21 protein-coding genes are annotated in these 18080 nt (G+C 47.5%); 18 read left to right on the top strand and 3 right to left on the bottom strand.

Annotation, left to right across the window (positions count from 1 at the left end):
* Positions 1–2 precede the first annotated feature (2 nt).
* The 6 genes from FC34_RS02465 to FC34_RS02440 all read left to right on the top strand — a co-directional run bounded on the left by FC34_RS02465 (position 3) and on the right by FC34_RS02440 (position 2963).
* Complete coding sequence (locus tag FC34_RS02465) at positions 3–254, top strand: KH domain-containing protein (RefSeq protein WP_057893796.1); 252 nt, start codon at positions 3–5, stop codon at positions 252–254.
* A gap of 67 nt (positions 255–321) precedes the next feature.
* Complete coding sequence (gene rimM, locus FC34_RS02460; protein ID WP_057893795.1) at positions 322–840, top strand: ribosome maturation factor RimM; 519 nt, start codon at positions 322–324, stop codon at positions 838–840.
* Positions 830–1567, top strand: coding sequence for a tRNA (guanosine(37)-N1)-methyltransferase TrmD (gene trmD / locus FC34_RS02455; protein ID WP_057893794.1), 738 nt, complete (start codon positions 830–832; stop codon positions 1565–1567). The genes rimM and trmD overlap by 11 nt, the downstream gene beginning before the upstream one ends.
* 124 nt (positions 1568–1691) lie before the next feature.
* A complete protein-coding gene (rplS, locus tag FC34_RS02450; protein ID WP_057893793.1) occupies positions 1692–2039 on the top strand; it encodes a 50S ribosomal protein L19 in 348 nt (115 codons plus the stop codon).
* Positions 2040–2435: 396 nt separating this feature from the next.
* Complete coding sequence (locus FC34_RS02445) at positions 2436–2681, top strand: DUF896 domain-containing protein (RefSeq protein ID WP_057893792.1); 246 nt, start codon at positions 2436–2438, stop codon at positions 2679–2681.
* Between the two features lie 54 nt (positions 2682–2735).
* Entirely contained in the window at positions 2736–2963 is a 228-nt protein-coding gene (locus FC34_RS02440) for a YneF family protein (protein ID WP_420805030.1), read from the top strand.
* 47 nt (positions 2964–3010) lie between these two features.
* Here FC34_RS02440 and FC34_RS02435 read toward each other — a convergent pair whose 3' ends face one another.
* Together FC34_RS02435 and FC34_RS02430 are read right to left on the bottom strand one after the other, a co-directional pair.
* On the bottom strand, positions 3011–4435 hold the full coding sequence (locus FC34_RS02435) for a PH domain-containing protein (RefSeq protein ID WP_057893790.1): 1425 nt from the start codon (positions 4433–4435) through the stop codon (positions 3011–3013).
* Positions 4428–4889, bottom strand: a complete 462-nt coding sequence (locus tag FC34_RS02430; RefSeq protein ID WP_057893789.1) for a PH domain-containing protein — start codon at positions 4887–4889, stop codon at positions 4428–4430. The genes FC34_RS02435 and FC34_RS02430 overlap by 8 nt, the downstream gene beginning before the upstream one ends.
* A gap of 166 nt (positions 4890–5055) precedes the next feature.
* Between FC34_RS02430 and FC34_RS02425 the strand changes: the two genes are divergently transcribed.
* The 3 genes from FC34_RS02425 to FC34_RS02415 are packed head-to-tail and all read left to right on the top strand — an operon-like array spanning position 5056 to position 10012.
* A complete protein-coding gene (locus FC34_RS02425; protein ID WP_057893788.1) occupies positions 5056–6801 on the top strand; it encodes an ABC transporter ATP-binding protein in 1746 nt (581 codons plus the stop codon).
* Positions 6801–8597, top strand: a complete 1797-nt coding sequence (locus FC34_RS02420; RefSeq protein ID WP_057893787.1) for an ABC transporter ATP-binding protein — start codon at positions 6801–6803, stop codon at positions 8595–8597. Before FC34_RS02425 ends, FC34_RS02420 begins: the two co-directional genes overlap by 1 nt.
* 29 nt (positions 8598–8626) lie before the next feature.
* On the top strand, positions 8627–10012 hold the full coding sequence (locus FC34_RS02415; protein WP_057893786.1) for an APC family permease: 1386 nt from the start codon (positions 8627–8629) through the stop codon (positions 10010–10012).
* Between the two features lie 34 nt (positions 10013–10046).
* Here the strand turns inward: FC34_RS02415 and FC34_RS02410 are convergent, their stop codons facing one another.
* Entirely contained in the window at positions 10047–10700 is a 654-nt protein-coding gene (locus FC34_RS02410; RefSeq protein WP_057893785.1) for a lysophospholipid acyltransferase family protein, read from the bottom strand.
* A gap of 87 nt (positions 10701–10787) precedes the next feature.
* Between FC34_RS02410 and FC34_RS02405 the strand changes: the two genes are divergently transcribed.
* The 9 genes from FC34_RS02405 to rseP all read left to right on the top strand — a co-directional run bounded on the left by FC34_RS02405 (position 10788) and on the right by rseP (position 18061).
* Positions 10788–11522, top strand: coding sequence for a tRNA1(Val) (adenine(37)-N6)-methyltransferase (locus FC34_RS02405; protein ID WP_057893784.1), 735 nt, complete (start codon positions 10788–10790; stop codon positions 11520–11522).
* Positions 11512–11790: a GIY-YIG nuclease family protein gene (locus tag FC34_RS02400; protein ID WP_057893783.1), complete on the top strand. Its 279-nt coding sequence runs from the start codon at positions 11512–11514 to the stop codon at positions 11788–11790. The genes FC34_RS02405 and FC34_RS02400 overlap by 11 nt, the downstream gene beginning before the upstream one ends.
* 136 nt (positions 11791–11926) lie before the next feature.
* Positions 11927–12709 carry a 30S ribosomal protein S2 gene (gene rpsB, locus FC34_RS02395; protein WP_057893782.1) on the top strand — a complete coding sequence of 261 codons (783 nt, stop codon included), beginning with the start codon at positions 11927–11929 and terminating at the stop codon, positions 12707–12709.
* Positions 12710–12793: 84 nt separating this feature from the next.
* Entirely contained in the window at positions 12794–13672 is an 879-nt protein-coding gene (tsf, locus tag FC34_RS02390) for a translation elongation factor Ts (protein ID WP_057893781.1), read from the top strand.
* Positions 13673–13812: 140 nt separating this feature from the next.
* The gene (pyrH, locus tag FC34_RS02385) at positions 13813–14532 is read left to right on the top strand and encodes a UMP kinase (protein WP_057893780.1); all 720 of its coding nucleotides are present in this window, start codon (positions 13813–13815) and stop codon (positions 14530–14532) included.
* 3 nt (positions 14533–14535) lie between these two features.
* Positions 14536–15093 carry a ribosome recycling factor gene (frr, locus tag FC34_RS02380; RefSeq protein WP_057893779.1) on the top strand — a complete coding sequence of 186 codons (558 nt, stop codon included), beginning with the start codon at positions 14536–14538 and terminating at the stop codon, positions 15091–15093.
* Between the two features lie 173 nt (positions 15094–15266).
* Positions 15267–16016, top strand: coding sequence for an isoprenyl transferase (locus tag FC34_RS02375; protein ID WP_057893778.1), 750 nt, complete (start codon positions 15267–15269; stop codon positions 16014–16016).
* 14 nt (positions 16017–16030) lie between these two features.
* Positions 16031–16819, top strand: coding sequence for a phosphatidate cytidylyltransferase (locus tag FC34_RS02370; protein WP_057893777.1), 789 nt, complete (start codon positions 16031–16033; stop codon positions 16817–16819).
* Positions 16820–16837: 18 nt separating this feature from the next.
* Positions 16838–18061, top strand: a complete 1224-nt coding sequence (rseP, locus tag FC34_RS02365) for an RIP metalloprotease RseP (RefSeq protein WP_057893776.1) — start codon at positions 16838–16840, stop codon at positions 18059–18061.
* Positions 18062–18080: the final 19 nt, after the last annotated feature.

The following is an 18080-nucleotide window of genomic DNA, read 5'->3' as shown; positions in this document are numbered from 1 at the left end:
TCGTGGATATCGCAGCGCTGATTACAGCAATTGTGACCCCATTAGTTGACCACCCTGAAGCCATTCTCGTTTCAGCTCATGAAACTGATGATTATATGGCTTTTGACTTAACGGTGGCGCCCGACGATGTTGGACGAATTATCGGTAAGCAGGGCCGAGTTGTGCAAGCAATTCGGACATTAGTGTACAGTGTCAAGAGCCCGTATCCAAAGCGGGTCCGACTTAATATCGTGGATGCCCCGCATCCAGAATAGTCAGGAACTCGGGACGAAACTTCGGTTTTGCCCCGAGTTTTTTGTATGAATTGTGAAAGGAGCTATTATGCCTGAATACTATCATGTTGGTAAAATCGTCAACACCCATGGCATTCGAGGAGAAGTACGGGTCTTAGTGACCACCGACTTTCCTGAAGAGCGCTTCGCCGTTGGTAAGCAGCTCGTAGTGCTCACTAATCCAGCGACCACTGTGACGGTCAAATCGGTCCGCGAACATAAAGGGCTCACGATGTTGACCTTTGATGGGTACGACGACATCAATGCTGTTTTACCATTCAAAGGCCAAGAACTGGCCGTGACTGACGCCCAACTTCATCCACTGGATGAGGGGGAATATTATTATCGCGATATCATTGGCTTAACGGTCATTGATCAGAATAACGTTGAGCTTGGTCGAGTGAGTGAAATTCTCAGTCCTGGTCCCAATGACGTGTGGGTAATTCCGCGCAAAGGCAAATCTGATATCCTGTTACCATTCTTGAACAGTGTGGTGCAATCGATTGACCTGGAGACTAAAACCGCGCACGTGGACGTGCCAGAAGGGTTGATTGTTGATGCGGATTGATGTCTTAAGCCTTTTTCCCGATATGTTTGCCCCAATGACCCAAAGTGTGATTGGTAAAGCTTTGGAACGCGACTTACTCGACTTTAACGTGGTTGATTTTCGGCAATATAGTCACGATAAGCACATGCATGTCGATGACACACCTTACGGGGGTGGTGCCGGCATGTTATTGAAGCCAGAACCGATTTTTGAGGCGATGGATGAACTCAACGCTAATCACCCCGGACAAAAGCGGGTGATTCTGCTTGATCCAGCTGGTAAGCAATTTAATCAAGCCGCCGCCCGTGAGTTGGCTCATGAAGCGCATCTCGTCTTCATTTGTGGGCATTACGAAGGCTATGATGAACGAATTCGCACGTTAGTTACTGATGAATACTCATTGGGTGACTTCGTTTTGACTGGTGGCGAACTCGGCGCGATGATGATGACTGACGCGATTGCCCGGTTACTGCCGGGTGTGTTAGGCAATGACGAATCGGCCCACACTGATAGCTTCGAAAACGGGTTGTTGGAATATCCCCAATATACGCGTCCAGCGACTTACCGGGGGATGGATGTCCCTGAGGTCTTGCAAAATGGCAATCATCAGCTGATCAATCAGTGGCGCCTGAAAGAAAGCCTGCGCCGCACGTATCTGCGTCGGCCAGACTTGTTGGCAGCCTTGGATTTGACGAGTGAGGAACACAAGCTTCTGAATGAGGTTATTGCCGAAATTAAAAATGAGTAATTCCCAAAAAGCCGTTGGCAAGCGCCTGATAGTATGCTAAACTAAACAACTGTGATACGTCACATAACAACGATATTCCGCTGTTCGGGAAGATTATGAATGTCGGCAAAAGGAGAACCGATTGATGAATCCATTAATCCAAGAAATTACCAAGTCTCAATTACGTTCAGATATCCCTGACTTCCGCCCTGGGGACACCGTCCGTGTCCACGCCCGGATCGTCGAAGGCGACCGCGAACGTATCCAGATCTTTGAAGGTGTTGTCATCAAGCGCCGTGGCGTTGGTGTCAGCGCAACTTACACTGTTCGTAAGATTTCTAGCGGTGTTGGTGTGGAACGGACATTCCCATTACACACTCCTCGTGTTGAACAAATCGAAGTGACACGTCATGGTCAAGTTCGTCGTGCGAAGTTGTACTACTTACGTGCATTACGTGGTAAGGCTGCTCGTATTAAAGAAAAGCGTCGTTAATACCACCTTTGAAACCTTGAGAAATCAGGGTTTCTTTTTTTGCCATTTTAATTAAACCGCTTGCGTTTCGAGGGTAAATCCGTTAGGGTTGATAAGTTGTGAAAAATCACAAGCCGGGATTTCAAGTGGCCTCTGGTCGCTTCGAAATCGAATTCTGACACTGATGACCGACCAATAGGTGGGGTTCTCACGTGCAACAAAAAGGGTGAACTGATATCGATACACGGATCTATGTTGTATACTATGCCTATGGGGCTGATTATCATATGCTCAAGGCTTTCCGAACGAATGCTCGTGCGGAAGAGTATGTGCGTATGCTCCAATCGGCACCATTTCCAAATCAAAATCCCGATGGCTACTATGTGTCAGCCATCGATCTGAGTTAGGAGTTTTATCATGGCAGAACAACCAAAAGAACGTATTGACCGTATTAATGAATTGGCGCGTAAGGATAAAGAATTCGGCTTAACTGACGAAGAAAAGGCCGAACGGCAAGCATTACGTGAAGCCTATTTAAAAGATTTCCGGGCTGGTTTTCGCCAAACTGTTGAACAAACCCAGTACTTTGACAAAAAAGGTAACGAAGTCACACCAGAGAAGCTGCGCAAAGTTCAGCGAGAACATGGCTGGCGTGAAGATTAGGCTTTTTTTTAGCCAGACAATTCTGTACAATGTTAATCGAAGCACAAAGGAGGTATGACGATGGGCTGGCTAGCTTTAGGCTTAGTAATCGGTTTGATTATCGGGTTAATCGGGGGCTTTTTCGGCGCCCGGGCCTACATGAAGCGTTATTTCCAAGATAATCCACCATTGAACGAAGAAATGCTGCGCACCCTGATGATGCAATCAGGACAAACACCATCTGCAAAGAAAATGAACCAGATGATGGCCAAAATGAAACAAGCACAAAAGAGCGCTAAATAATTGCACCAAAAAGCGTCAAGCCGTTGAGGCCTGGCGCTTTTTGATTTTTAGTCAAGATTTTTATTTGGTAAGCTGGGCGCGTACCATTGCCACACTGATTGCGCGAATGCTTTGGGTAGGTAATTAACGCGGACAATTTGATTGCTATTACCATGGCGAACATTGATGACGACGTGGGCAAATTGATGCCGAAGGAGAACCGGTTGCCGTATTTCTACTGATTGAATCTTGGCCTTAGGAATGAGGTAACGGGTGCGCCCAAAGAGATGGCCGACCTGCGCAACAAGTAGCGTGTCAGACATTCCCATTTGGCCTTGGCGGGCGGCGTAGCGTCCAAGCCCACCAGCAATCACCAACCAGATGAACGCCAACAGCCACCAAATCGGGGCGTGCCACTGGCCCGTGACGGCAAAAAGTAAGCCGATGACAACGGCATTGCCTAAGATGACATTTCGGGCGTAGCGCCACCGAGTGCGAGGCGGGACAAGTGTGACAGCGGGCGATGGTTGTGGGACCCAATCGACAAAGCGCTTGATGGTCGGTAGCGCGACTGGCGTCTTAATGACAGGGATTAAGACCAGATCTTTATCTTGTTCATCAGCAGCCGCATTAGAAGCCGTCAGGGCTTGGATGGTGGTAATTTTCAATCCTTGCCGCAGGACGTTTTGGCTGAAGCGTAAGGCTTGAATCTTTGAAGTGGCCACCGAGACTTGGTTCCGCTGGAAGAAGCCGCGTTCAGTCACTAACTGATGATCGGTTTGTTGTAGCGTGAAATGATAATAGCGTTGAATTTCCCGTAGAAACGAAATCAGTAGGCCGAAAAGTAGCAGCAAAATGCCTAATCCCACAATGACGACTGTGCCCAACATCAGCAGTTGTGCTTGAGCTTGGGTGAACCAGGTCTTTGGCAATAAGTCGTCAAGGCGACCGAAGAGCCAAAAGATTGCCGCCAGAATTGGGAAAATTCCTAGGGAAGTGAGGGCGTACTGGGTGAGATCACTCGCGTTAATTTGATAACTCAGGTCGTTTTGCACTTCCACAGACTGCGAAGTGGTGGGGACAGCCAATTGGGCGAGGACACTTTCCGGGACGCCGGGTAATACAGCTTCTGGCGTACTGCCTTCGTGACCAGAGGTTTCAATTTGAAGTTCGAGCACGTGTAATGGTTTGAAGAAGAACCATTGACGTTGCTGAATGGTTTGAATGTTGTGCCGCGGAATATGACTCGTCTTCTTGGCAATCAGGCCACGCTGGATCGTAATGGTATCAGGAGTAATCTGGTAGCGAAAGAAGAACCACCGCCACACTGCGATTGCAAGCGTCACAAGAATTTCGCCACCGATGACGATTGTGGTGACGTTCCATTGGCCCTTGAGCAATGAATTCGAAAGCCCGATTAAGAATACAAATCCAAGCTGTCTCAACACGGCAGCAGAAAAAACCAGAATAGAGATGGGATGTAATCTACTCATCGCGCGCCTCCTGGGCCAACTTGAGCAGTTGGTCGCGTAATTGGTCGGCAACAGTTGGTTCGATCCCATCAATGGTGTGGCTAGTGGAGGCCGTTTCAATCGTCACGGCCTGCAGATGCTGCCATTGCAGTAAGGGCCCAGCGGTCAAGGTCACATTCTGAATTCGAGAGATCGGAACCGCTTCGAATTTACGCGTGAAAAATCCAGACTGGATCTCTAACGCCAGGGTTGACAACTGATAACGGGTAAACCGATACCGGTATGGAATACTAATCAACATCCCCAAACTAATAATGATGGTCAGACCGATAGCCACAATCGTTAGCCATGGCCACCAATGCCAGCGAGGAACCAAGAAACCAATCAGCCCCGTGATGCCGCTAAGCACCAGTAGCCAAATCACCGCACTAATGAGCCAAATCCACTGAATCCGTTTTGGCAACGCTTCACCCATTATTACCACTCCTTTTTCATTTGATTGCCATTATACCGGTTACATCAAAAGGTTGCGAATAAAACTGATTTCGCACCATTAAATACCTTGAGGACGGTCTGTTGGTTTACTAACGATTAAAAATAAATTATAATTTTCTCATTGCGAAAGGAGCGTGAAAATACAGATGAGTATTTTCAAAAAACTCGGCTGGTACTTCAAAGCCCAACAACGACGATATATTTTTGGTATTTTGGCCTTAGTGCTAGTAGCTTTGGTGAATTTAATCCCACCAAAAATAATCGGGAATTTAGTCGATGCCATGTCGAAGCAAACGCTCACGAGTACTCAACTTTGGGTTTGGTTGGGCTTGTTAATTGCGTCTGGAATTGGACAGTACATTTTCCGCTTTGGCTGGCGTGTCGCCATCTGGGGCGGGGCGGCTCAACTGGAAAAAACGCTTCGAACCCGTTTGTTTTGGCACTTCATGAAGATGGACGCCACCTTCTATCAAAAACATCGGACCGGTGACTTAATGGCCCACGCGACCAATGACCTGAATGCGATTCAGAATGTGGCCGGAGCTGGTATCTTGACCTTATTTGATTCATTCATTACCGGCGGCACGACGATTATCGCGATGATGGTCTTTGTTGACTGGCGCCTGACATTGCTCGCTTTGTTGCCAATGCCACTGCTCACAGTGATGGCAAGAAAACTTGGAATGCGCCTGCATTCGGCTTTTGCTGAATCTCAGGCAGCCTTTTCACGCCTGAATGACAAAACACAAGAAAGTGTCAGTGGCGTTAAGGTCATTAAGACTTTTGGTCAAGAGGCTGCTGATGTTGACGACTTCAATCAGATTGTCGACAAGACGATCACGATTAATAAACGCGTGAACTTCTTAGATGCCCTGTTTGATCCAATCACCAGCCTCATCATGGGCTTAACCTACTTAGTCACCATTATTTATGGCGGCTGGCTGGTACAGAGCCAACAAATTTCAATTGGCCAGTTGATTTCATTCATCACGTATGTGGCTGCCTTAGTTTGGCCAATGTTTGCCATCGGTCGATTGTTCAACATCCTGGAACGCGGGAATGCGAGTTATGACCGGGTCATGAGTTTGCTGAATGAGCAGAGTGCGATTGTTGAACCACAGGCGGCTGTTACCACCCCTGCCAAAGGCGATATTGAATATCGCTTGGATCAATTCAGTTATCCTGATGCCGAAGCGTCAGCCTTGGTCCACGTGCACTTTCGTCTGGCTGCCGGCCAAACTTTAGGCATTGTCGGCAAGGTCGGGGCGGGGAAGAGTACGATTTTTAAACTATTGATGCGGGAATTTGACCAATACCGTGGATCAATCCGCTTTGGCGGGCATGACATTCGCGACTACACATTGGATGCATTACTCGGTTCAATTGGGTATGTTCCGCAAGATAATTTCTTATTCTCTACTTCAGTCGGTAATAACATTCGTTTCTCTGCCTATGACCAGGGGCAAGAAGCCATTGAGGCAGCAGCTAAAGAAAGTGCCGTCCACGATGATATTTTGAACTTTACTGAAGGTTACGCAACTTTAGTCGGGGAAAAAGGCGTTAGTTTATCCGGTGGTCAAAAGCAGCGATTGTCAATTGCCCGGGCAGTCATCACGGAACCAGAACTCTTGATTCTAGACGATGCCTTATCTGCCGTCGACGCTAAGACCGAAGCCGAAATTCTAGCCCACTTACATGAGACCCGTAAGGACAAAACCACTATGATTGCTGCACATCGCCTGAGTTCAGTGATGGAAGCCGACGAAATTATTGTGGTGGATGATGGGCGGATTATTGAACGTGGGACACATGCGGAGTTATTGGCCTTGAACGGATGGTATGCCGACATGTGGGATAAACAACAACTTGAAGCGCAAGGAGGGCTGGATTAATGGCGAAAAATGAATCAGCTTGGAGTCAAAGTATTCCAATGAAGCAGCAATTCAAAATCATGCGCCGTTTGATGACTTACACCAAGCCTTACAAAGTGCAATTTATCGGGGCCTTTGTGGCTGCGGCTGCTCTAGCCATCATTAATGTGCTGCTACCACAAATCTTGCAGTATTTTGTTGATCACTATTTGAGTAAGTTGGATGCAACGGTCGCTGTCATTTTAGGTGTTGCGGCGCTCTATGCCTTAGGGACCCTCTTGAAAGCACTCAGCCAATTCTTCCAATCATTCTTATTTATGATGGGCTCAGAACGTGGCCTTGAAGATGTCCGCCGGAAGCTATTTTCGAAGTTACATCAGTTGGGGATGCGTTACTTTGACCAAACACCAGCTGGCTCAATTGTTTCGCGGGTGACAAATGACACGATGACCCTGGCGGATTTCTGGAATGTGATTCTGTCGGTGGTAGTCGGGCTGTTCTCCGTGGTTTCAAGCTTCTGGATTATGTTGGCCACAGATGCTGCGAGCGCTTGGTTGGTGCTGGCTTTCTTACCGGTCTTGTTGCTGGTGATTTGGTACTATAGCACGTTCAGTTCCCGGGTCTATCGGCAAATGCGGTCAAAATTGTCGGCTTTAAATACGCAACTCAACGAATCGATTGAAGGAATTCAAATTATTCAGCAATTCCGTCAGGAGAAACGCATTAGTGATGAATTTGAACAAACCAACCAGGCCTATTTAGATACCCGTAAAGCGATGATCAAGACCAACAGTCTTTTACTCTCGCCGATCATCAATCTGTTGTACACCTTTGCTTTGGTCGGTGTGCTGTATGGATTTGGCCAGAATTCAATGAAACATTATGTCGCTGCCGGGATGGTGTACGCTTTTACCACGTATGTGTCGAATTTCTTTAATCCGATGACGAATATGATGGATAGCTTGTCTTCGTTGCAGGATGGGGTTGTGGCGGGTAGTCGGATTTTCCGCATTTTGGATGATGACGAATATGCTCCTAAGCAGAATCCAGATGCCCATGCCGTGATTTCACAAGGCAAAATTGAATTTAAACACGTTAGCTTTGCATACGATGGCGAAAACGAAATTCTCCACGACATCAGTTTTGTTGCCAATCCGGGTGAGACTGTGGCGCTCGTTGGTCACACTGGGTCTGGGAAGAGTTCGATTATTAACGTGATGATGCGCTTTTACGAATTTGGTCAGGGGCAAATTCTCATCGATGACCAGGATATTCGCGATTTTGACCTCGCCGATTTACGCAAAAAACTTGGATTGGTGTTGCAAGACGCGTTCATGTTCTATGGTGACATTAGCAGTAACATCCGGCTCTTCAATGATGCAATCACTGATGAGCAAGTTCAAGAAGCCGCTAAGTTCGTGCAAGCGGATGAATTTATTGAGAAGCTACCGGGCAAATACCATGCCAAAGTGATTGAATCTGGGAGCCAGTTCTCATCGGGGCAGCGGCAACTGCTGTCTTTTGCCCGGACGGTGGTGACCAACCCCAAAGTCCTGGTTCTGGATGAAGCAACGGCTAATATTGATACAGAAACCGAAGCAATGATTCAAGAGGGGCTGAAGCGTTTGCGGTCCGGACGGACGACAATTGCGATTGCACATCGTCTGTCGACCATTAAAGATGCTGATTTGATTCTAGTGCTCGATAACGGTCGGGTCATAGAGCGGGGGACCCATGAATCACTTGTGGCCTTAGGCGGACAATATGCCGATATGTATCACCTACAAGAAAGCGGGCATTTGACGCCGGCAGAGTAAGTTCATGATTTTTTGGAAGGATTGTAGAAATGTCACTGTGGAAAAAAATGACCGTCAAACCTGATTTGACGAAAACGCTCAATGCGGATCATCAGTTAGCGCGGACGCTAAACACCCGCGACTTGATTGCATTAGGCATTGGTGCTGTGATTGGCACGGGGATTTTCATTTTGCCAGGCACTGTCGCGGCGACAACGAGTGGCCCTGCGGTAATGGTGTCATTTGTGTTAGCAGCAATTGTTTGTTCATTGGCGGCAATGTGTTATGCCGAGTTCGCGTCAACCTTGCCAGTGGCTGGGTCGGCGTATGCGTTTGGGAATGTTGTCTTCGGCCAAGTGTTTGGCTGGATTATCGGCTGGGCCTTGATTTTGGAATATATGTTAGCCGTAGCGGCAGTTTCGACAAGTTTTGCGGCGTATTTTGCGAGCTTTGTGGCTGGCTTTGGCTGGCAGATGCCAGCCAGTATTGCAGGTTCTTTTGATCCGGCAGGAGGGCACTATGTAAACTTGCTTGCGGTGTTAGTTGTCGCCCTGATTGGCTGGCTCTTACATCGCGGGTTGCAAAGTTCAATGGCGATTAATCGCATCATGGTCGTGGTTAAAATTGTGATTATTCTATTGTTTATTGGCGTGGGGCTTTTTTATGTCCAACCAGCTAATTGGCGGCCGTTTAGTCCGTTTGGGACCAAAGGGATTGTGGCTGGGGCGTCACTGGTATTCTTCGCGTATTTAGGCTTTGACGCGGTTTCCGCATCAGCCCCAGAAGTCATTGACCCCCAGAAGAATTTGCCTCGCGGAATTATCGGTACCCTGATCATTGCTACCATCCTCTACGTCTTGGTAGCCATTGTGCTAACTGGCATGGTGAGCTACACCAAATTAAATGTCGCCGATCCAGTGGCCTTTGCCTTGAATCTTGTTCATCAACGGTGGATTGGTGGTGTCATCTCGATTGGCGCGCTGGCGGGGATGTTCACAATGATGGTGACCATGATTTACAGTTCCTCCCGCTTGGTTTACGCCATTGGCCGGGATGGTCTGCTGCCTCGGTGGTTTGGACAGGTTAATCACCAATTGCCGCAAAATGCGCTGTGGACGGTGACAGTGATTATTGCTCTGATGGGTGGCTTTGTCCCACTGACGCAGTTGGTCAACTTGGTCAACATTGGCACATTGGTGGCGTTTGCCTTTGTTTCAATTGGCATCATTCCCTTGCGCCGGCATGAGACCTTAGAAAATAAAGGCTTTAAGGTGCCAGGCTATCCGGTGGTGCCAATTTTGTCCTTTGTTTTCTGCTTGGCTTTAATGAGTCAATTGAGTCTTGAAACCTGGGTCATGAGCGGTATGTGGTTTGCCTTTGGCTTGATTATTTATTTTGCTTACGGCTTCAGACATGCAAGTCAAGATTTGAAATAAATAAAAAGCGCGTTGCCTCTTGGCAACGCGCTTTTTATTTGACCTTACCTTGATTCTTTTCGGCCAAGTATTTTTCTTCGTTTGGGATGTACTTAAAGTTGGGATCAATTTGTTTGTCAATTGCGTCAAACGCATGCTGCATTTGTTCACCAATCTGCGCCATAGCGGCATCGTCGAGTTTTCCGGTCGGAACGGCGATAGGTTCACCGAAACGAACGGTGATGCGGCGGCGTAGGAACAATTGTGAGAACTTCAATGGGCCTTGGTAAACCGCTGGCACAATCGGTACTTTGGCTAGTTTGGCGATTAAGGTCGCACCACCTTTTAAATCATTGGAGTATCGCGAACCGGAAGGGAAGACAATGATCCCCAAATCGTCATTTTTAATCATGCGGACTGGTGCTTTGATGACACTTGGACCCGGGTTGGCCCGATCGACAGGAAAGGCGTGCATGTGCACAAGAATCCAACGGATGAACCAATTGTTGAATAGCTCTTCTTTGGCCATGAACCCGAATTTGCGAGGGGCGCCGGCAAGCGCAAAGAATACCGGGTCCCACCAGGTGCGGTGCGGGCCAACCAAGACGTAGGGCCCGTCAGGTAAATTCTCTTTACCTTCATAATGCGTATTGCCGTTAATCAGTAACACGAAAAAGCGGACGAGTCCGCGGAGCACGGAATAAAACATGGCACGGCTTCTTTCTATATAGATTCAACATGTGCTAAATTATACCATACAGGGTTTCGTCCCAAACACATTTTTCCGAGGTGGCATATGAATTTGTTGAAACCAGGCGAGCGAGTCGACCAGTTAAATTCTCGAGGCGTCAAGATCATTCAAAGTGATCATGTGTTTGCGTTCTCTCTTGATGCGGTTTTGCTGGCGGCATTTGCGCAAGTGAAACGCCATTCTCGGGTCGTAGACTTAGCAGCCGGCAATGGTGCAGTGGGCCTGTTCGTCGCGCCTAGGACGGATGCGCCAGTGACGCTTGTGGAATTACAACCTACGTTGGCCGACATGGCCAAAAGGAGCGTTACCTTGAATGAATTTAAACACGTTGAAGTCTTAACTACGGATTTAGCGAATACGCCAGATTACGTTGCCAAAGATAGCGTCGATGTGGTGACCTGTAATCCACCCTATTTCAAAGTCAGCCCGCAAAGTGAAACTAATCCCAACCAGCATCTTGCACTTGCTCGCCACGAGTTAACCACAGATTTTGAGACCGTCTGTCGCGTGAGTGCCGATTTGTTGAAATATCAGGGCAAGCTGTTCTTGGTGCATCGACCCGACCGGCTTGCAGAGTTGCTTTCGACTTTAAATGCACATCAACTGGCACCTAAGAGGATTCGGTTTGTCCATCCCAAGGCTGACCGCGAAGCCAATATGGTGCTAATTGAGGCGATTAAGGCTGGTAAGCCTGACGGTATTCGCATTATGCCGCCAGTGGTTGTTTATACCGAGGATAATCAATATATGACAGAGGTGGCGCAGTTACTTGGCAAATGAGTATTATTTCTATGTCCTTTTATGCGCAGATGGGACGTTCTACGGCGGCTTCACAAATGACGTCTCCGCTCGTGTGGCCACTCATAATGCTGGTAAAGGAGCAAAGTATACGAAAACGCGTCGGCCTGTGCGGCTACTCTATCATGAAGCGTTTGCGACTAAGCATGATGCGTTATCGGCAGAGTGGGCGTTTAAGCACCAGAGTCGCGCCCAAAAAGAGCAGTTTCTGGCTGCGCACAAAGTTAGCTGGCAAGGCTTGAAAAAATAATCAAGATTCTGTATACTGGTTCAAGTGCGAATGCACAAACCACATTGATTACCAATCGTGAGCGGGGTGCTCATCTGAGTCTACTTGCGAGTTGACGTAATCAAGAGGAAAAAACCCATATTGGAGGAACTATATCATGGCAGTTTTAAGCATGAAACAGCTTTTAGAAGCTGGTGTCCACTTCGGTCACCAAACCCGTCGTTGGAACCCTAAGATGAAGCCATTCATCTTTACAGAACGTAACGGCATCTACATCATTGACTTACAAAAGACGGTCAAGATGATTGATGATGCTTACAACTTTGTGAAAGACGAAGCGCAAGACGATGGTGTCTTCTTATTCGTTGGGACAAAGAAGCAAGCCCAAGATGCTATTGCTGAAGAATCAACCCGTGCCGGTCAATACTTCGTTAACCATCGTTGGTTAGGTGGGACTTTGACTAACTGGAACACAATCCAAACTCGGATCAAGCGTTTGAAGGACATCAAGAAGATGGCTGAAGACGGCACATTTGAAAAGCTCCCTAAGAAAGAAGTCGCTTTGCTTAAGAAGCAAGAAGAAAAGCTGACCAAGTTCTTGGGTGGGATCGAAGATATGCCTCGGATTCCAGACGTAATGTTCATCGTTGATCCTCGTAAGGAAAAGATTGCTGTTCAAGAAGCACACAAGTTGAACATTCCAATCGTTGCGATGGTTGATACGAACTCTGATCCTGATGATATTGATGTTATCATCCCTTCAAACGATGACGCGATTCGTGCCGTTCGTTTGATTACTGCTAAGATGGCTGACGCAGTCATCGAAGGCCGCCAGGGTGAAGACCAAGTCGAAGATCAAGTTGCAGACAATGCACAATCATCAGACTCAATCGAAGACATTGTTGAAGCCGTTGAAGGCGACAACACTGACGCTGAATAATAATAATTAAATAAGCTGTCTGGAGGTTTCGCGCATACTGCAAGATCTGCAGGCAGCTTTTTATAACCAGGGAGGAAATACGTTATGGCAGTTACTGCTGCGCAAGTTAAAGAATTACGTGATCGCACACAAGTTGGGATGATGGACGCTAAGAAGGCCCTCGTTGCTGCAGAAGGCGACATGGAAAAAGCCATCGACGTTTTACGCGAAAAAGGTTTAGCTAAGGCTGCCAAAAAGGCCGGCAATATTGCGGCTGAAGGTTTAGCTGAAGTTGCAATCAACGGTAACACCGCTGCTGTAGTCGAAGTCAATGCAGAAACTGACTTCGTTGCGTCTAACGAAAAGTTCACCAACTTTGTTGACCAAGTGGCTGACACAGTTGCCAAGAACAAGCCTGCAGATATGGACGCTGCTTTGGCTTTGACCTTAGACGATGGCGAAACCATTGACGAATCACAAAAGGCATTAACCGCTGTTATTGGTGAAAAGATTAGCTTCCGTCGGTTCTCCGTTGTTGAGAAGACAGATGCTGATGTTTTCGGCAAGTACTTGCATAACGGTGGCCAAATCGCTGTGTTGGTCACACTTGAAGGTGCTGACGAAGAGACTGCTCGCGACGTGGCAATGCACGTGGCCGCAATCAATCCTAAGTACTTAAGCCGTGAAGAAGTTCCAGCTGACGTGCTCGAACACGAAAAAGCGGTCTTTACTGAAGAAACCAAGAACGAAGGCAAGCCTGAAAAGATCATTCCTAAGATTGTTGAAGGTCGGGTTAACAAGTTCCTGAGCGAAATTTCATTGGTTGACCAAGATTTCGTCAAGGATTCTGATCAAACCGTTGCCCAATACGTCGCAAGCAAGGGTGGCAAGCTTAAGGGCTTTGTTCGCTTTGAAGTCGGCGAAGGCATCGAGAAGAAGACTAACGACTTTGCTGAAGAAGTTATGAGTCAAATCAAAGACTAGTTCATTAAGCGTCGTACGATTGCTATTTGCCGTCGCTGCGACGCTTTTTTTGCGGCCATTTTGACCGTAAACTCTAATTAAGCCCCAACGCATCGGCTTTTTATGGTAAAATGACACCAAACCAACGGAGGGAAAAACTAATGGTCAAGTATAACCGAATCGTTTTAAAAGTCAGTGGCGAGGCCCTTGCAGGGGAGGCCGGTTTCGGCATCAATCCACCAGTGATTGCCTCAGTCGCTAAAGAAATTAAGGCTGTGCACGACCTTGGCGTTCAAATCGCAATCGTCGTCGGCGGTGGTAACATTTGGCGAGGCCAAATCGGCGCTGAAATGGGCATGGAACGCGCCCAAGCAGATTACATGGGTATGTTGGCAACAGTCATGAACGCGTTAGCCTTACAAGATAGCCTAGAAAGTTTGGACGTGCCAACTCGGGTCCAAACCTCAATTGAAATGCGACAAATTGCCGAACCATACATTCGCCGCAAGGCTGTCCGCGACCTTGAAAAGGGTCGGGTCGTGATTTTTGCTGCTGGGACGGGTAATCCATACTTTAGTACCGACACAACTGCAGCTTTACGCGCGGCAGAAATCAACGCTGACGTCATTTTGATGGCCAAAAATAATGTCGACGGGGTGTATTCAGCCGATCCAAATAAAGACGCTGATGCGAAAAAGTTTGATTCTTTAACCCACCTCGATATTATTAATAAGGATCTGAAGGTCATGGATACCACAGCTAGTTCATTGTCGATGGACAATGACATTCCGCTGGTTGTCTTTAACTTAAATGAACCAAACAATATCAAACGTGTTGTCGAGGGTGAAAACATCGGCACCACAATCCGAGGGAGAGAATAAAGAATGGCAAACGAAACCATTGAACACGCCAAGCAAACCATGATTAAGACTGAAGAAGCCTTATCACGGGAACTTGGTAACATCCGGGCTGGCCGGGCTAATGGTAGTCTGTTGAACCGGATTACGGTAGACTATTACGGTGCGCCCACTCCATTGAACCAACTTGCTGCCATTACCGTACCTGAAGCTCGCGTGCTAATGGTGACCCCATATGATAAAGGGGCCCTCAAAGACATTGAAGCAGCCATCAACATGAGCGACTTGGGGATTAATCCTGCGAATGACGGCTCTGTGATTCGCTTGGTAATTCCTCAACTGACTGGTGAACGCCGTAAGGAATTGGCTAAAGAAGTCGGTAAGTACGCCGAAAATGCCAAAATTGCGGTTCGTAACATCCGTCGTGATGCCTTAGATTCTTTGAAGAAGCAGCAAAAAGCTGCCGAAATCACTGAAGATGAATTGCACAAGTTCGAAAAAGACGTCCAAAAGGTGACGGATGATGCCACCAAGCGGATTGATGAAATTGCTGCCGCCAAAGAAAAAGAAATTACTGAAGGCTAGATCATTTGTGGTCTAATTGCCACAGCTAGCCTCACAACGGAATACGGCCACTGGCGAGACGCAGGTTTTGCCACTGGCCGTATTTTATTTTTGGATGAAATCGCAGCCGAACTTTTGTCAAGTTGGCTTTTCTGCTACAATCAGAAAAGATTATAAATTGAGGAGGGGAATTTGTGTTTTCGAATAAGAAAGCCACTCCGGAACTAAATCCAGATTTAATTCCCAACCATATTGCCATTATCATGGACGGTAATGGCCGCTGGGCAAAAAAGCGCTTCTTGCCGCGAGTCGCTGGACATAAGCAGGGGATGGAAAACGTTAAGACGATCACCAAGGCCGCCAGTCGGCTGGGAGTCAAGGTTTTAACACTCTATGCCTTTTCAACGGAGAATTGGAAACGGCCCACTGAGGAAGTGGGTTATATCATGCGGCTTCCGGTTGATTTCTTCGATACCTTTATGCCGGAATTGATTGAAGAAAATGTCCGGGTCCAGGTCATGGGTTACTTAGATGATCTGCCTGATGCGACGCGGGAAGCGGCCATTAATGCGATGACCAAAACTGCGCAGAATACCGGGATGATCTTAAACTTTGCCCTAAATTACGGCAGCCGTAACGAGATTTTAGATGCCACCAAACAGCTGGCACAACAGGTTGCTAACGACGAGTTAACCCTCGATGCCATTGATGAGACGGCTTTTGAGCAAGCGCTGATGACGGCACCACTAGGTAAGTTAGCGAATCCTGATTTGCTCATTCGGACGAGCGGTGAACAGCGAATCTCGAATTTCTTGCTGTGGCAAATTGCATACAGTGAGTTTGTGTTTACAGATACTTATTGGCCAGATTACACGCCAGAATCGCTTGAGGCGGACATCTTGACCTATCAAATGCGTGACCGTCGATTTGGCGGATTGAAATAGCGGAGGAATTTAACATGAGACAACGAGTGATCACGGCGGTTATCGCCTTAATAATCTTTATCCCCATCTTGATTGCAGGCGGTATCTGGCTGGAATTGGCGTCATTAGGGCTTGCCCTGATTGCCCTTTCAGAAGTGTTCATTATGCGTAAACGAATTATCGTGTCAACTGAGTTCTTAGTGGCAGCACTAGGTGTGGTTTTCATTGTTCTACCTGAGAGCTTTTGGAACTGGTTACCCAGCCATTTGGATCGGTTAGACGTTGTCTACTTGGTCGTGGCGGTCTTGCTCCTCGTGACGGTTGCCACTCGCAATCGGACCACCTACGATGATGCCGGCATCAGCACCTTATCGATGATTTATATTGGCGTTGGGTTTCACGCTTTGACGACTGTCCGAAATGATGGTGGTTTAGACACCCTGTTCTTCGTCTTGTTGATTGTTTGGCTCACCGATAGTGGGGCATACATGGTCGGACGGGCCATCGGCAAACACAAATTGTGGCCGGCTATCAGTCCCAACAAGACATGGGAAGGCAGCATTGGCGGTAACATTGCAGCCTTAATTTTTGCCGCAATTTACTTACAATTCTTCCCCCAATACTATGGCTTCTGGCCAATGATGGCCTTGACGCTGGTCTTGAGTGTGATCGGACAATTAGGTGATCTGATTGAATCTGCCTTAAAACGGTATTACGACGTCAAAGATTCCGGTAAGATTCTTCCTGGTCACGGTGGCATTCTTGATCGCTTTGACAGCTTATTGCTTGTGTTACCAATGCTACACATTGCTGGGGTATTGTAACCTGAAAGTGAGGGTCTTATGACTGCTGTTATAACCTTTATTATTGTCTTTGGGATTTTAGTGTTCGTCCATGAATTTGGACATTATTTCTTTGCTAAACGCTCGGGCATCTTGGTTCGTGAGTTCTCGATTGGCATGGGGCCCAAGCTATTGGCCTTTCGGCGAAACAATACGACCTATACATTGCGGTTGTTACCGCTAGGTGGTTATGTGCGGATGGCCGGATGGCAAGATGAAGAAGATGACATTAAGCCAGGCACGCAGCTGACTGTCGAAACGAACGCAAACGGCAATGTGACCCGGATTAACATCTCTGATCGGGTGACGTTGCAGGGTGGGATTCCCGTACAAGTCAGTGAAGTTGATTTAGAGAAGAACTTGACCATTGTCGGTTACGAAAATGGCGATGAATCTGAACTTAAAACTTGGCATGTTGACCACGATGCCACCATCATTGAGCCCGATGGTACAGAAGTCGTGATTGCACCAGACGATGTCCAGTTTCAAAACGCGAATATTTTCAAACGGATGCTTGTGAACTTTGCTGGGCCGATGAATAACTTCATCCTAGCCATCATTGCCTTCTTCATCGTTGGGCTGATGGCTGGAACACCCAAGGTTGACACAACCCAAGTCCAAACTGTCAGTGACAGTCCGGCCGCGAAGGTGTTACCGAAAGATACCACGATTACAGCCATTAATGGCAAGAAAATGAGTAACTATAATGATATTTTGACCTATCTGGGTAAAAATAAAACCAAGCCAGTGCAAGTGGCCACCACGGCTAAAACCGTGACAATCAAACCCGATAAAGCTGGTAAGATTGGCATCACCCCAGCCATGGATCATAGTCTTGGCAGTGCGATTCAATATGGCTTCACCCAAACGTGGTCCATTGCCACCCGAATTTTGACCACCTTAAAGAGTCTGGTCACTGGTGGCTTCTCCCTAAACAAGCTAGCTGGGCCAGTTGGCATCTATACAATGACCAGTCAAGCAGCCAACCAAGGAATTGTGACCATCATCTGGTTCCTCGGCATGTTGAGCTTGAACCTTGGCATTGTCAACCTGGTCCCCATTCCGATGCTGGATGGGGGCAAACTGCTCATGAACCTCATCGAGCTCGTCCGCGGCAAGCCAATGGCGCGTGATAAAGAGGGGATTATTACGCTCATCGGCGTCGGTATCATGGTCGTACTCATGATTGCCGTGACAATCAACGATATTATGCGATATTTCTAATTTTGTAATTATTTGGAGG

The sequence above is a fragment of the Lacticaseibacillus brantae DSM 23927 genome, from assembly GCF_001436115.1.
Classification (GTDB): Bacteria; Bacillota; Bacilli; order Lactobacillales; family Lactobacillaceae; genus Lacticaseibacillus; species Lacticaseibacillus brantae.
This window is presented reverse-complemented; position numbering and strand designations above follow the sequence as displayed.